General features: G+C 33.7%; 14 protein-coding genes and 4 pseudogenes. 5 read left to right on the plus strand and 13 right to left on the minus strand.

Annotated features, from left to right (window positions below; all coding sequences use genetic code 11):
- Window positions 1-569 precede the first annotated feature (569 nt).
- Entirely contained in the window at window positions 570-713 is a 144-nt protein-coding gene (locus ACI48O_RS20345) for a hypothetical protein (RefSeq protein ID WP_435563665.1), read from the minus strand.
- Window positions 714-995: 282 nt separating this feature from the next.
- On the opposite strand from ACI48O_RS20345, the gene ACI48O_RS20350 reads away from it, so the two are divergent.
- Complete coding sequence (locus ACI48O_RS20350) at window positions 996-2,000, plus strand: Vgb family protein (protein ID WP_435563666.1); 1,005 nt, start codon at window positions 996-998, stop codon at window positions 1,998-2,000.
- Window positions 2,001-2,224: 224 nt separating this feature from the next.
- Here the strand turns inward: ACI48O_RS20350 and ACI48O_RS20355 are convergent, their stop codons facing one another.
- From ACI48O_RS20355 to ACI48O_RS20390, 8 genes and pseudogenes are all read right to left on the minus strand, one after another.
- Window positions 2,225-2,470 (minus strand): cytoplasmic protein, encoded by a 246-nt coding sequence (locus ACI48O_RS20355; protein WP_435563667.1) that lies wholly within the window; start codon window positions 2,468-2,470, stop codon window positions 2,225-2,227.
- 192 nt (window positions 2,471-2,662) lie between these two features.
- Complete coding sequence (locus ACI48O_RS20360; protein WP_435563668.1) at window positions 2,663-3,178, minus strand: DUF2199 domain-containing protein; 516 nt, start codon at window positions 3,176-3,178, stop codon at window positions 2,663-2,665.
- A 181-nt stretch (window positions 3,179-3,359) separates the two neighbouring features.
- Entirely contained in the window at window positions 3,360-3,506 is a 147-nt protein-coding gene (locus ACI48O_RS20365) for a hypothetical protein (protein ID WP_435563669.1), read from the minus strand.
- 131 nt (window positions 3,507-3,637) lie between these two features.
- A pseudogene (locus ACI48O_RS20370) lies at window positions 3,638-4,258 on the minus strand (DUF3885 domain-containing protein).
- A gap of 243 nt (window positions 4,259-4,501) precedes the next feature.
- A pseudogene (locus ACI48O_RS20375) lies at window positions 4,502-4,588 on the minus strand (VOC family protein); the annotation flags it as partial.
- Window positions 4,589-4,799: 211 nt separating this feature from the next.
- Window positions 4,800-5,219 (minus strand): DUF2500 domain-containing protein, encoded by a 420-nt coding sequence (locus ACI48O_RS20380; protein WP_435563670.1) that lies wholly within the window; start codon window positions 5,217-5,219, stop codon window positions 4,800-4,802.
- A gap of 544 nt (window positions 5,220-5,763) precedes the next feature.
- On the minus strand, window positions 5,764-6,027 hold the full coding sequence (locus tag ACI48O_RS20385) for a hypothetical protein (RefSeq protein ID WP_435563671.1): 264 nt from the start codon (window positions 6,025-6,027) through the stop codon (window positions 5,764-5,766).
- A 407-nt stretch (window positions 6,028-6,434) separates the two neighbouring features.
- The gene (locus ACI48O_RS20390; protein WP_435563672.1) at window positions 6,435-6,938 is read right to left on the minus strand and encodes a GNAT family N-acetyltransferase; all 504 of its coding nucleotides are present in this window, start codon (window positions 6,936-6,938) and stop codon (window positions 6,435-6,437) included.
- 258 nt (window positions 6,939-7,196) lie between these two features.
- On the opposite strand from ACI48O_RS20390, the pseudogene ACI48O_RS20395 reads away from it, so the two are divergent.
- A pseudogene (locus ACI48O_RS20395) lies at window positions 7,197-7,565 on the plus strand (tyrosine-type recombinase/integrase); the annotation flags it as partial.
- 121 nt (window positions 7,566-7,686) lie between these two features.
- Here ACI48O_RS20395 and murI read toward each other — a convergent pair.
- The 3 genes and pseudogenes from murI to ACI48O_RS20410 form a co-directional block, all read right to left on the minus strand.
- The gene (gene murI / locus ACI48O_RS20400; protein WP_435563673.1) at window positions 7,687-8,484 is read right to left on the minus strand and encodes a glutamate racemase; all 798 of its coding nucleotides are present in this window, start codon (window positions 8,482-8,484) and stop codon (window positions 7,687-7,689) included.
- Window positions 8,485-8,904: 420 nt separating this feature from the next.
- Window positions 8,905-9,756, minus strand: a pseudogene (locus ACI48O_RS20405) (NAD-dependent epimerase/dehydratase family protein).
- Between the two features lie 177 nt (window positions 9,757-9,933).
- The gene (locus tag ACI48O_RS20410) at window positions 9,934-10,377 is read right to left on the minus strand and encodes a carboxymuconolactone decarboxylase family protein (protein ID WP_435563674.1); all 444 of its coding nucleotides are present in this window, start codon (window positions 10,375-10,377) and stop codon (window positions 9,934-9,936) included.
- A gap of 213 nt (window positions 10,378-10,590) precedes the next feature.
- Between ACI48O_RS20410 and ACI48O_RS20415 the strand changes: the two genes are divergently transcribed.
- Both ACI48O_RS20415 and ACI48O_RS20420 read left to right on the plus strand, forming a co-directional pair.
- Window positions 10,591-11,082, plus strand: a complete 492-nt coding sequence (locus ACI48O_RS20415) for an RrF2 family transcriptional regulator (protein WP_435563675.1) — start codon at window positions 10,591-10,593, stop codon at window positions 11,080-11,082.
- Window positions 11,083-11,577: 495 nt separating this feature from the next.
- Window positions 11,578-12,060 (plus strand): CBO0543 family protein, encoded by a 483-nt coding sequence (locus ACI48O_RS20420; RefSeq protein ID WP_435563676.1) that lies wholly within the window; start codon window positions 11,578-11,580, stop codon window positions 12,058-12,060.
- A gap of 178 nt (window positions 12,061-12,238) precedes the next feature.
- On the opposite strand, the gene ACI48O_RS20425 is transcribed toward ACI48O_RS20420, so the two are convergent.
- Entirely contained in the window at window positions 12,239-12,451 is a 213-nt protein-coding gene (locus tag ACI48O_RS20425) for a hypothetical protein (RefSeq protein WP_435563677.1), read from the minus strand.
- Between the two features lie 426 nt (window positions 12,452-12,877).
- Between ACI48O_RS20425 and ACI48O_RS20430 the strand changes: the two genes are divergently transcribed.
- Window positions 12,878-13,306: a PH domain-containing protein gene (locus ACI48O_RS20430; RefSeq protein ID WP_435563678.1), complete on the plus strand. Its 429-nt coding sequence runs from the start codon at window positions 12,878-12,880 to the stop codon at window positions 13,304-13,306.
- Window positions 13,307-13,585: the final 279 nt, after the last annotated feature.

Raw genomic sequence — 13,585 nt, forward strand, 5'->3', positions numbered from 1 at the left:
AATGGAACCTAAAAAAGATGACTCCTGTACAGTACAGGAATCATCTTTTACAGGTAGCCTAGGCCTTTTTTAAAATGTCCTTTACAAAGGGTACACTTTAAGGGTAACGGGTTCTATTTTGAAGTACAAAACCTGGAATGGCAGGTAAAAAAGCAAGTAATTTATCGTCAAAAAAGCACTGCATCTATCTCTAAAGGGTTGTGTTTTGAGGTGCATATCATATAAATAGCAATTAAAAAGGCTTGCAAACTGACATCAGTTTTGCAAGCCTTTTTTGGGGTTTATGGAGCTTTATTGACATATATCTTCTTATTCAACTTAACTGCTCCGTTCGTTTAAGTGAAAATCTTTACAATTAATAATTCCCTTTCCAGTTGTAATGCAAAAATCTGGCCCATAATAAAATAGGTTCATCACTTGTTTGAGATTTGCGCCCGTTTTGTTTAAGTACATTACTTAACAAACACATTATAAGAATACTGCCCAATAAAGAAAAAGCGATTGCTTTTAACTCTAAATCGCCACTATTCCTTCATATGATGGTAAATATCCCCTCTTATTAAAAAAGCTTATTCACTTTCAATCATAGACAACAATACTTTTTCCATTTCTTCTTTTGACAAATTATCTGCAGTCAAGATAATTTTGTACCCTTTTTCTAATACAGTTACCCTCATGACACCCCATTCTTCTTTTGGGGATAAATAATCCAACTCAAAACCATTTTAAAGTCTCCAGGAATGCTTTTGCCTGCAACAGTTGTAGCACATTTTTAATGTATATACATTATTATCCAGTACAAGCTTCTCATTATTGCATATGCTGTAACAAATCTATCAGAAAGGAGTAAAAAAAACATTTAGTGCAAGTATAAGGGTTTTCAAGAAGTTGGTGCCTTTTTATTTTCCACAAACATCTGTCCTTAAGGCTGTACCATGATGAATTTTCGAAATTAAGGATAATAGGTTTATAAATACATTTTTAGGAGGAATATTATGAGCGATAGTTTATTTATCGAAGACGGTAGCGACAACACCGTCAAACGTTTCGACGCAATATCTGGGGATTTCTATGGAACTTTTGTCGTACCAGGTAGTGGTGGCTTGAATGGTCCTCGCGGTCTTCTATTTGACCCTGTGGGCAATCTTCTTGTCTCAAATCAGAACGTGGACAAGCATAAGAATGGCAGCGTCTTAAAGTTCAACGGCCAGATCGGGGTGTTATTAGGCGAGCTAGTCAGTTCAAAAGATAAAAACGCACCTTTCTCACCGCGAGGCACCATCCTATCCGACGACAACGTTCTGTTTGTGGCGGATCAGATCAACAAAAATAACAAGAAGCCCGGAGAGGTACGGGCATATGATGGCTCCACCGGGGCATTTCTAGGTAATCTCGACCATTCTGGTTTCGACGGGGAGTTCTATCCGCGCGCTGTGATTATCGGTCCCGACGGCTTGTTGTATGTATCTGTCCGCAATAATCCCAATACAATTGAAGGTCAATTAGGAGGTTCAGTGCTGCGCTTCAACCCAGTGACGAGGATGTTACATGATGTGTTCGTTGAGAGCCATGATGACCTCCATCGTCCTGAAGGATTGGTTTTCGGCCCCGACGGCAACCTCTATATCACGAGTTTCCGAGAGGACTCCGATGACACGGACAAAATCCTTATCTTCAACGGCGAAGGCGATTTTCTCTTCAAGATAGACCTATATATTGCCGGACAACAGCCTCGCGCATTCGCACAAGCAATTCTGTTCGGACCGGATGGGAAACTGATTGTCCCTATTACAGGACCAGGTCCCCTTACAGGCAACCCTTTAGGACCTGATACTGGTTCAGTACGCCGATACACTGTCGACGTACTGAATAATAGTTTTGAATTTGAAGTCATCGTGCCTCCCGCAACAGAGAATGGACCATTAGGGGAACCATGGTATCTATCATTTGGAAATACGAACCACGCAACACTGGCTTATGGTTTTGAAGAGATGGGATAACAGCGATTGATGGATGAATCAGATAAGCGCCATTGCACCGGTGGAGCTGGTGCCTCTTGTTTACAAGGGGCACTTTACCGTTTTCATCTACTTTAAAGATTGTTATATTGCCCAATCGTATGATATAGTCAGCCAGTTTTTACAGTCTGACCGCCTTTATTTTAAGAGGGTATAAATTGGAAGCTCGGGAAGAACGATATTGCCTGTTGGACATAAACTGAATACTAAAACCATTCCTTATGCATTCCTTTTAGAAATTGTTCAGTGATGGGAAAACCTGAACTCTCACCAATTATGGAATCGATTCCACAATATGGACATAATGCTGTATTTTCATCATCACACCAATCTGTAATTTGAGAGGGATTAAAGGTTTTCAGACAATAAAAGCAGCCACATATTTTATCCTTTTCTAATCGCTTTCGATGATGGCTACTAAAATTGTGTGCAATTTCAAATTGTTTCTCCACTTTTTTCACCTTCTTTTAATTACACAAAGCCCCCGCCTTTTTATATGTATTCTTGACTTAGGACATAGAATCCTTCTTTAACTAGAGCCCCCGTTAGTGTAAGTACATCTCTTCACAAAGTACCCTTTTCTCTATGTTGACTGGCTCAATCTTTCTAGTAAAAAGAGCATTGATGTCGATTTAATGCTCTTTTTACTTGTTATCGTTTTTAACACAAAGCTGTGAAGCTATCTCTTGTACCCGTTCTATAGTTACTCCATCTCTAAATTCCACCGATAAAGGATGGTCGATTGGTTCGAGTTCTATGAAAGGTCGAATTCCATCTGGTCGAGGATGGACCATTGTTTTTAAGTTTACTGTTTCAGGATAACAAGGCAAATCGGTAGATAACCACCCAAACATTGGTTCCAATAATTCTTGTTTATCCCAGTGATCTTTTATATTGTTAAAATTAGCTTTGCTTAATGAAACCCATACACCCCAAATTAGGTGTTCATCGGTCCCAATAATAGGAATCTCAATACATCCACGAATAAAGCAATGTTCATTATCCATAATGCATAAATCGTCATCTAGCTCAAACCTATCCTCTCGCTCTTCAGGTGCAGCATCATAATAATAGACAGGAGCTTGATCTCCGTAACTTGTAGGAAGTTCTTCGTGATAATTACCGCAACAACTACAAGTGTATCCCTTAATTTTAGTCATTTTGTTCCTCCATTAACTAATTTCACCATTTAAATCTTCTTTAACTTCTTATTCATAATTCGTTATCCAAAATACTTATTCCTTCACTCAACTCCATCCGTTAGCTGACCAAGCAAAAAGACCGCCGCAGCGATCTTATCTTTAACTATTGCCCCCATTAGTTCAATAAAAATTAATAACTTCACCAAATGCTTGTAATCAAGCGAATTATCATTCTTGGTATAAACATTATGATGTTCCAGAATACTTCAAATATTATAGATCCACCAATCTCATCTAGCATTTCTTTAAAAATACCATCCTTCTTTTCTTTTTTTTCCTTTGTCATCCTACGTCTCCCAATCACATAATTTATACCATCTGTAACTAAACTGACCCGTTTGTTCAATAAGAAAAGTGTTGCCTTCGTAACTCCTTGTTGAGCTCTCGTACCCGTTGCGGAGGAAAAACTAAATTCTTTTATATAAATACCTTGTCTATTTCATTCCTGTCGTAATCCAAGATCCAATCATTGTATTCTTCATAAATATTTCTAATTGATTCGAGCGATGTCGCTAATAAATCACAACCTCTGTCATCGTAAACGTGTAAGATAGTTTTCTTATTGATATTTATGAAGTAAACTCTATGGAAAATACTCGGTTTCAACCCCAAGTCTTGATTGCAAATTGCGTTTAATAATGGGACGTATTTAAAATCAGATGTTTTGCAGCATAGAGAAAATCTATGAGTTTTATATGTACCTTCTTCATCATCCTATGGGAATATATAAGGTATTGCTTGGTGTTTTAACCTTAACAATAACGATTTTTCAACATAGCGAGAAAATTTCTTTAACTGATGTCTAATGTTTTTGCCCCTATCAAAATCATTTACATCCATCACGACAAAAATATCATCCATAGGAGAATGTAAAGCTTCAAATAACGTAATTGCCCTTTTATAACATCCCAGCACATAAGGGTAATTGGGGTAGTCATATTCTCTTTTCCACTCCACCCCTAGTTCAAACCGTATACCAATATCCCAACAATAAAACAAGGGTGGTCTAAGTTCTAAGTTTGGAAAATTCTCATTCATAAAACTGTTTAAAAGCATTTTGCACCTCTTTTCTGACCATCATAATAACATCGCACTTGAACTATCCTGCTTCTTTAGTTCAATAACAACATAACTTCATCGAATATATCTTTGTATTTCCTATAAATTTATCCATATGGATCGAAGAGTTTTCCTTTTGGTGTCTTTGGTAGACTTCCTATGTTCTGTAATGATTTTATATGATGTTCTAAGCATAAATTAAGACCTTTTATGGCTTTGTTATAATTTCAAACCTAATTTTCGGTAAAATTCAATTGGCACTTCTAAATTTTTCACAGGTAAATGTGCTTCATAAAGCCCCTTTATCAATTCTCCCATCCCCTATATATAGAAATTATTTACTTTAAAAAGAATATCTTCTTCAACAATCCTGCCCATAACAAAAATAGGCGCATCTCTTGTTTGAGATTTGCGCCCTTTAGCCGAATAAACTTTAAAAAATATTAAAGAATTTGTACAATTACATACCCGTAAAAAATAGGATAATTACGAGCTTTTTTTCTAGTTTTCGTTCTGCTGCTCATGTATTCTCCTTCTTCACTTTGTTCCTCTCAAAGCCTAAATATCGAGTCCCTTGAAAGTTTAGTATTCCAATGTCATCTTCAGAAAGTAAACCATACTCTTTACCAGAGACATGGAACTCAGAGCGGTCACCACTTTCGAACTCGAAAGTAACAAAATATCTTGTATGTGTGCTTAAAGAATGATGGTGATGGTTGTCTTGTAGATGATGCATATTGGAACTTTTGGAAACATCTACTCGTTTTGATTTAACAATAGCTGGCACACTTTGTTTCGGAGACTGCTCATTTTTGTGCCACTGACCAATCCCTTTGAAAACTGAAAATAAAATACTACCGATAACTACCACCAAAATAATTCCAATAAAAATAGGGACGATTTGAAACATAAGATCACCCATAAAAAATGGTTCTGACATGTAAACACTCCTTCGGTTACATCTTTGAATTATATACGAGTATAAATATGAAGAGTTTCATAAAGTAGATACTTCTAAATTCTGTATAGGTATTCCTTCTTTAATAAAACTGAACCATTACTTTCAATAAGAAAAAGCTCCTCAGTTATTGCTTCGGTTATCCTCAACAATCTGATCCGTTAGTTCAAGAACTTCAAAAAAAAGAGCGTCAAACCCTTCTTGATAAACGCCACCTATAGTGCAATAAGATAATAATAAACGTGCTTTATTTTATTAGCTCGATAGTTTCAAGCTTCCCATTGTCTGGTGAACGTTTAAAAGCTATAACTCTATAAACGCAAAATAAATAAATCCTAACATCCAATATAATGCAATTTTTTGATCTCTAAATAATTTGTTTATTTCTATCTCTTCTTTTTTATTTATATTCATATTCATTCCTCTCAAATAAATACTATTCCAGATGATACATTAACTAACTTGCTTGTAACTTCAACGAAATAATGTATTACTCCTTATTGAAGTAATGCCCCTGATAGTGAAATTAAAATCCATTGCCTTGAAAAAGGACCCTCAACAATTCAACACCAAGAAAATAAAAGAAAGTCAAAATAATGGAAATAGCTAATGAAACAGTTTTCCATTTCCCAAGTGGACTTAGTATAAAAAGAATAAGTGATGAAAGAGTGCCGATAATCATAATAATTCTAAATAGTGTCACATCCAGGCGTATATAAAAATTGGCAATAAAAAAAGTAATAATGAACAAACATAGAACTAAAGAAATTTCCCCAAACCTTTGTTTCACTTATGTTTCACCTCCTGTAAACTTCCAAAACTCTATTAGAATAGTATGTGGTGTCCTAATAAAGCCTCCACTAAGGAAATTAAGAAAATAGTTACAACAAAAGTTTACGTATTTATTTAATCCGAATTAGCAACAATTCCTTCTAACTTGTTAAAGGTTCAATAGCAAAAAAACAATTAATGTTCCCACAAACACAACTGCCTTATTTACCAAATATTAACACAATCGACCATCATTTTTGATTTTTTCTGTGAATTCTTATTGAACAAACCTGACCCGTTAGCGCAAAAAGAAAAGGCCGTTGGTAATGACAGCTCCAATCTCCAACTCTTGCAACCTGTTACTTTAATAAGCTACTTAATAAATTGGTGTCCAATTATAAATAACCGCTAAATAATGAGCACTTCTTAAAAATATTTCGGAATTTGATCTATTGACAGTCTTGAAATCAGTTTGTAATTCTCATCACTGCAGCGTACCATACAAACGGATTTGGGATATCGCTGCAAATTTTCGGGAAGTTCTTTAAAACCTAGCCGATCATAAAACATAGGGGATATATCGCTGAAAAGCATAAAAATAGGCTCGATGCAATTTTGTTCGATATGAAATAAACACTCTTTGAGCATTTCGTTCCCGTAACCTAGTCCACGATAATCGAGGTCTATGACAACGGAACCAAGCCCAAAAAGAGGAACAATCTTATCGGCAACTTTTATCTTCAAAGACAGAACAATGAGTGAACCGATAATATTGTTTTCTTTATCGACATAGACATATCGACTGCCAAAATCATCCTCTTTTTTATTTTCTTCGACATATCGCTCAAAGGTTCTCCCTTTTGACCACTCCTTATAGCCCATTTTATAAACATATTCCAGTTCCTGCGGTGCAATCTCTCGAAATATCATACTACTCACCTAGTTTCATTTTTATTTATCATAAACCAATCCATAATTACCTGATAGGTCCAATTATAATTAGAAGTCCTTCATCGGATAACCGGGAAGAAATTTACGAAAATCACCTGTGAATTTGGATAGAACTCGAATTAGGATTAAACTCAATCCATCCACCTAAAAGCATGATAAAAAGAACATACATTTATTCATTTTCTACATCTAAGGTTGATAAATTGATATTCCTTAATTTTACAAAATCATCTTCAAATTGTCCTTGGGAAGGGTGATAAAGAAAGAGAGGTCTATTTTAATATACGTTGTGACATTAGTTGAAATGATACTTAGATCTACTTCAAGCTAAAGAACCGACTATTTTTGTTACTGAACGGCATCCACATAAAATGAGCATCATTGCCCAGTTAGGTACATTATTAAACGAATTTCAGCCGTGCAGGGATCAACAAAGAAATCCACCTACACCAATTATTCCATAGCTATGCTACGCAACTATTGAATAATGGAGCTCCTATTGATGTAATACAAAGTTTACTAGGGCACGAAATCAGCGAGACCACTAGGTTTTATGCTCAATTTAGTGGAAGTATTAGAAGAGAATTTTATAGAAAAGATTTTTAGCTAAGTAAGAGAAAAAAAGCAACGGATCCGCTGCTTTTTTCTTTTCTGCCCACGTTTGTTTAAGTACAAAATTTCACAACTTATTTCTAAATAAGTTGTCAAAACAGATTTATCTTTAGATTTAAACACCCGTTGTTAAAGAACTTATGCTGTCTAACATTATCAACAATTCATTATAATTAGATAATGTTTCTATATCTTCAACTTTAGAACCAGATTTAAAAAACAAAATCTCCCCTGTACCATCGTTAATTTGATTTCTTGCTTCGAGAATTCGTTTTAAGTTTTTAGCAGTTCCAATACTTCCAGAAATAATATCCACTTCTTCAGGAAATATTTTCTTTATACTTTTTTCAAAATATGGGAAATGGGTACATCCAAGAACAATCGTTCCAAATTTCTTTAAATCAAACGAAGATAGTTTTTCTTTTAAATATGGTAAAACCTTCTCTTCTCTAAATTCAAAATTCTCAGCGAATTCTACAAGACCAGGAAGAGGTAGACTTTCAACAATATCTTGATGGTCTATACTTTTCACAAGGTTATGAAACTTTTCCTCTCTGAGAGTCAAATTAGTTGCCAACACTAATACCTTTTTTCGTTTTCCTCCACAGCTTTGAACAGCAGGTTTTACGGCTGGTTCAATACCCAAAATAGGGAAATCATACTTTTGGCGAAGGTCATCCACTGCGATACTGGTTGCAGTATTACAAGCAATGACTAATGCTTTAATTCCTTGATTTGCCATAAAATCAACAGCATTAAATATGTATTCCCTTACCTCTTCTTTTGGTTTTTCACCATATGGAACGTGTGAAGTATCCGCATAAAATATGTAATCTTCATTCGGTAGAAACCTCAATGCTTGATGAAGGACGGTCATTCCACCTATTCCAGAATCAAAAAAACCTATTTTCATGACTTTCACTTCTTTTCCTAAATTAATAACTAATTTAGAATATCATTTTTTAATAATTTTTGTTATTCCTTTATTCTTATTGAACTAACCTGACCCGTTAATACAATAAGAAAAAGCTGCCGGTAATGACAGCTTCGTTTTAGCCTAAATATTTTTAATCAATATAACCTTTACCCTTTAAAAACTCATAAGCTGATGTTTGATTTTCTTCCTTTATTTGAAACTCAAGTGAACCCTCAACCAGTTTAGCGCACCGTCCACCGTAAGGTTTAATAACTTCTTTAATTTCTTTTAAGTCAACAGTTTTTTTTAGTTGATAATTTACTTTTTATTAGAATAACATCTCCAATAGCATATAATAATGACTAAATTTATATTTTATTCAAAAACAATAATTCATTTCAAGTTACCCCTACTTTATTATTTTAAGCATGTCTTGAAGCCAGAACGCCAAGAAGGATATATTGGTTTCCATCCATATTCTTTCGCCTTACTATTTGAAGCTCCGCGTTCACCTCGATCACAACCATCTTCAACTATAGGCTCTGGAGCGTCAATAATAGAAGCATATACAGGTAACCAAACTTTCCCGGAAGCAGGCTCGTCATCGACTATATTCACTGGTCCATTCGGCCATTGTAGAGCTTGTACAGCAGCTTGTGCAGCATCTTCAACAGATAAAAATGAAGTTACACTATCATTTGCCTTTACCTCTTGATTAACGATTTGTTCAGCAATGATTCCTCCCTGCTCATACCAGTCCCCGGTCCATAAAGCATTCCATATCGAAGAATAACGTATTCGGGCATTTCAGCAACAGCTGACTCTAAAGCTGCTACACCATCAACATTAATTTTTCTAGGCATAGGTGCATCAAAAATCTAGAGAAACTTCTTCAGAAGCATGTATCTGACCCGGCTCATATGTGAAAGCTAAGCTTTGAGCAATAATTTTCTTAACACCAACTTCTTTACTTGCATCTACAAGTTTGCGTGTTCCTTCAACCCTTATTTTAGCATTGTCTTCTAAATTGAAGCTCGACAATGATGTTAGTTGATGAATAACAACTTCAGGTTGAACCTTGTGAAATGCATTGAATACAGAATCACGATCCAATGCATCCCCCTTCACTGGAGTAACCCCCATTTCTAGAAAAAAGTTGTCATTTTTGTTTTCTCTAGTCATTGCAAATACTTCGTGTCCTTCTTTCAATAATAATGAAACCATTTTACGTCCAATAACTCCAGTAGCTCCAGCAATAAAAAGCTTTATACTACTACCTCTTTCCGTATCATATAGAATATTTATTACTTAATGGTTGATTCATTAATGTAAAGGGTTATATAAATCTTCATTTGATAAATATGGTAAAAGTATCTAAAGTGGTTCATTGGGATTCCTTCTTTTTAAAATCTGAAACAAACACTATAAGATGTTCATTGGGAGTTGTTATTTTTCAGTTGCTGTATTCCCCATTGCAATAGAAATTCTATTCCAACTGTTGATTTGATTGATTATTAGAACAAGGTCAACATATTGTCTCTCGTCATAATGTTTGCGTACTCGTTGATAAAGCTCATCTGGCACACGTTTTGTCGGGATTAAAGTCACGTACTCTGTCAATTCAAGAGCTACTTTTTCTGCATCTGTGTAAAATGTACACTCTCTCCAAGCACTAATACAATATAAACGTTGTTCCGTTTCCCCCATTTTTCTAGCATCTGCCGTGTGCATATTTAAACAATACGCACAACCATTTATTTGAGAAGCACGAATTTTTATAAGTTCACGAAGTTTACGATCTATGTCTGTAGTTTTTGTATACTTCTCCATTTCCATCATTATTTTAAGTCCCTCTGACGCTACATTGTAATAATCAATTCGTTGTTCCAATTTAATTCCTCCTAAAAAGTTTAAAAGATAGAACCTTAAATACAATTACGGATAATATCAATCGCCGATTAACATTGTCTATAATATCTTATTTATTTTATTATGTCAAACCTCTGTTAACTGTTAATTGATACCAAAAGTACATGTTTGACAAAGAAATAAAACATATCTAAGATTAATTAAAATAGTCTCATTTATGAAGAAGGTGTTTTAATGCAGTATAGTATTGGAGTTGAGTATGCTCTTCACTGCCTCGTCTATTTAATTGATAATCCTGAAGATTCTCCCCTTGGAATAAAGGAATTATCCTTTTTTCAAGGCATTTCAGATACATATCTCTCAAAGATTTTTAGTAAATTATCTAAGGCTGAGATTGTAAGTTCAGTTCCCGGTGTTAAAGGTGGTTTTAAACTTGCTAAATCTCCAGATGAAATTTCGTTTTGGGATGTAATTGAAGCAGTTGAAGGTCCTAAGCCTATTTTTCAATGTAAAAACATTAAGGATAATGGTTATTTTTATAGAGAAAACTGCTGTTCAGCTCCCCCTTCTTGCACTATCAATTTAGTTATGCTCTCTGCAGAAGAAAAAATGCGTGATTTTTTGCGCAGTAAAACACTTTCATGGTTAAATGATGAGCTTGATCGTGTCTTACCAGAACAAATACGTGAAGATACTCGGAAATATTTTTCGAAGAGCGACATATAAAAAAACCTCTCGTGAAATTCCTTAATAAAGAGGAATTTAGAGAGGTTTTTTTAATTCAAGGAAAATGTATCTTTCAATTGTTTATTGATAACTTCAACCAATTCTCAACTAACCTGTTTCCTTTAGTTTAAGAATAATCTTTCATAATCTCTTCTAAATTTTAACCTATAAATCCAATTTTCTTTAAAGGCGTTGCTACACAATCTGGCCCGATTGTTGAATAAAAGCTAAAGACGATTCTTCAACTAAAATGCCTTTTACTTTAAGTACATTCCTTCACAATCTCAAAATATTAATACCCGTCCGAAGTTGAAGAAGTAACACAAAAATAAGCCTTAATTCTTAAAATATGTGTTAATCCTTCTTGAATCAACGCTTAGCTTAATATCCCTTACTGTTTTATTTCATATTATCTTCGTATTATAATTTTACCTTAAATAAAATTGAATTAATTAATTCTAAAAGTAAAAACTATTTATTAAAGGAGGATAATTAATGAAATATAAAGTAGAGAAAACTATCGAAATTTCATCCTGGATAATTGTGTCATTATTATTAATAAAATTTACACCAAAAAATAGAATTCGTGAATCACTAGTTGTATTTTTATTTAAACAAGTATTAACATGGATTTTTGGATTACTAGTGGTAGAAAAAAACTTAATTTCCTATCCTTCTCGCTTATTTTTCAAAAAAGCAAATAAAGCTTCTTTTTCATTTGAATACTTTATATATCCTGGACTGTGCGCTTTATTTAGTTTGTACTATCCAAAAAATAAATCTAACCTTTTAAAAGCCCTGCATTGCTGTATTAGTACTTCTGTAATAGTCATCTTTGAAATAATTGCAGTGAAATATACAAAATTAATTAAATATAAAAAATGGACTTGGTATTGGAGTTTTATAACAATTTGGATAACTGATTACTTAACACAAGCTTTTCACAACTGGTTTTTTAAAACTAAATTTCATGAATAAAAAGGGGCAGTTAGACTGCCCCTTTTATTAAGTTAAATGCACGATATCAGTCAAGTGCTATAAAAGATAGGACTGGATTTTTAACTCTCTAGTTCCACTCCACGTTACTTTACTAAGAAAAGCTGTCAGAGTTGGCAGCCCTAATTATTTAGGTTACCCTTTAATTTACCTAATTTCTTTAAAAATCCGACAAAAACTCTAATTGTAAACATTGTGAAAGTACCGATCTATTTTCAAAAATAATCGTTACGCCAGTTAAAATGTTCACCGTACTAATTTCCCAATTTGTTAGTCTGCTAATTCTATAGACATTAATCATTAGTTCTAGAGGAACAAAAACCATAACAGCGTAGAGAATACTAGTAACATTTAACTTAATGAAATACTTCATTAACTAAGCCCCCCTTTTAGTTAATAAATTATTTAGTTAATTGAATTATTTTTCCTGTTCCGCTTCCCAAGAGAAATCGCAGAAGCAAAAAGAAATATCAATGCTAATCCTCCAACCATCATTGAATAGTCAAAAAATTCTTTAGTACCAGACCACCCGCAATAGATGCAATAAACAACAAAATAAATAATACAGTATAATTTCTTTTCACAATTTTTCACCGGCCCTCAGAAATATTTTACCATAAAAATCCATTTTTACTGTTAATATAACCTGACCCGATGCCCAATAAAAAATGCGTCTCCACTTTGAAGACACGAACATTTGCACAAACTTATTTAATTAGGAAATTGTATAATATTGGAAAAATTTTAAAATTCCATTAAAATACAGTAAAAAGCCAAATACATTGGGAGGTGAATTAAAGTGAAATTCCGTTCAAAAACAGACAGTTTTTTTGTAGTAATCATATCAATCACATTATTGGTCATTCTTACTGTATTAATAATTCCTCTTTTCCTAGATAAAGAGAGAACATCTATTGATATTTTTACTGTACTTTCCTTATGTATTTTATCAATTGGATTTGTTCTGTGGTCTGTATTTTCTATTAAATATGTTTTCGAACAAGACCACCTGTTTATTAAAGGGGGATTGTTTAAGAGCAAAATTCCATATGATGAAATAACAGGATTAGCACCAACAAAAGATATTTTTACTGGTTATCGACTGTTATCATCAAAAGACGCTTTAGAAGTATTTTATAAATCAGCATCTTTTGGAAGTGTAAAAATTACACCAAAAAATAGAGAGCTTTTTATTTCCGAACTAAAAAAACGCTGTCCTAAAGTGTAAATTAATTAATAGACATTTAAGTGAAAAATGGAATCCAAAAAACAAAAGGCTTCAGAGTAAAATGAAGATCTTTTGTTTGTAACATATTTCCACATCCTTATTGAAAGGATAGTAAAAATAATTTAGGTTAAAATCGTTAGGACTAATCTAATTGACATTACTACCACAAAGCAAAAAGGACATATGAAGCTCCCAATGGCGTTTGCATGTATTGCATACGCTTTTTTATTTTTAGATGTTGTTTAAGCAAATCGCTGATTTTGTCCTAATACGATGATG

Source organism: Neobacillus terrisolis (assembly GCF_051233475.1).
Classification (GTDB): domain Bacteria; phylum Bacillota; class Bacilli; order Bacillales; family Cytobacillaceae; genus Bacillus_BU.

Bases quoted from the DNA above. Each gene is read 5' to 3' on its own strand.
- ACI48O_RS20350 (WP_435563666.1), top strand. From the start codon at position 996: ATGAGCGATAGTTTATTTATCGAAGACGGTAGCGACAACACCGTCAAA.
- ACI48O_RS20360 (WP_435563668.1), bottom strand. From the start codon at position 3,178: ATGACTAAAATTAAGGGATACACTTGTAGTTGTTGCGGTAATTATCAC.
- ACI48O_RS20365 (WP_435563669.1), bottom strand. From the start codon at position 3,506: ATGACAAAGGAAAAAAAAGAAAAGAAGGATGGTATTTTTAAAGAAATG.
- ACI48O_RS20380 (WP_435563670.1), bottom strand. From the start codon at position 5,219: ATGTCAGAACCATTTTTTATGGGTGATCTTATGTTTCAAATCGTCCCT.
- ACI48O_RS20390 (WP_435563672.1), bottom strand. From the start codon at position 6,938: ATGATATTTCGAGAGATTGCACCGCAGGAACTGGAATATGTTTATAAA.
- murI (WP_435563673.1), bottom strand. From the start codon at position 8,484: ATGAAAATAGGTTTTTTTGATTCTGGAATAGGTGGAATGACCGTCCTT.
- ACI48O_RS20415 (WP_435563675.1), top strand. From the start codon at position 10,591: ATGCAGTATAGTATTGGAGTTGAGTATGCTCTTCACTGCCTCGTCTAT.
- ACI48O_RS20420 (WP_435563676.1), top strand. From the start codon at position 11,578: ATGAAATATAAAGTAGAGAAAACTATCGAAATTTCATCCTGGATAATT.
- ACI48O_RS20425 (WP_435563677.1), bottom strand. From the start codon at position 12,451: ATGAAGTATTTCATTAAGTTAAATGTTACTAGTATTCTCTACGCTGTT.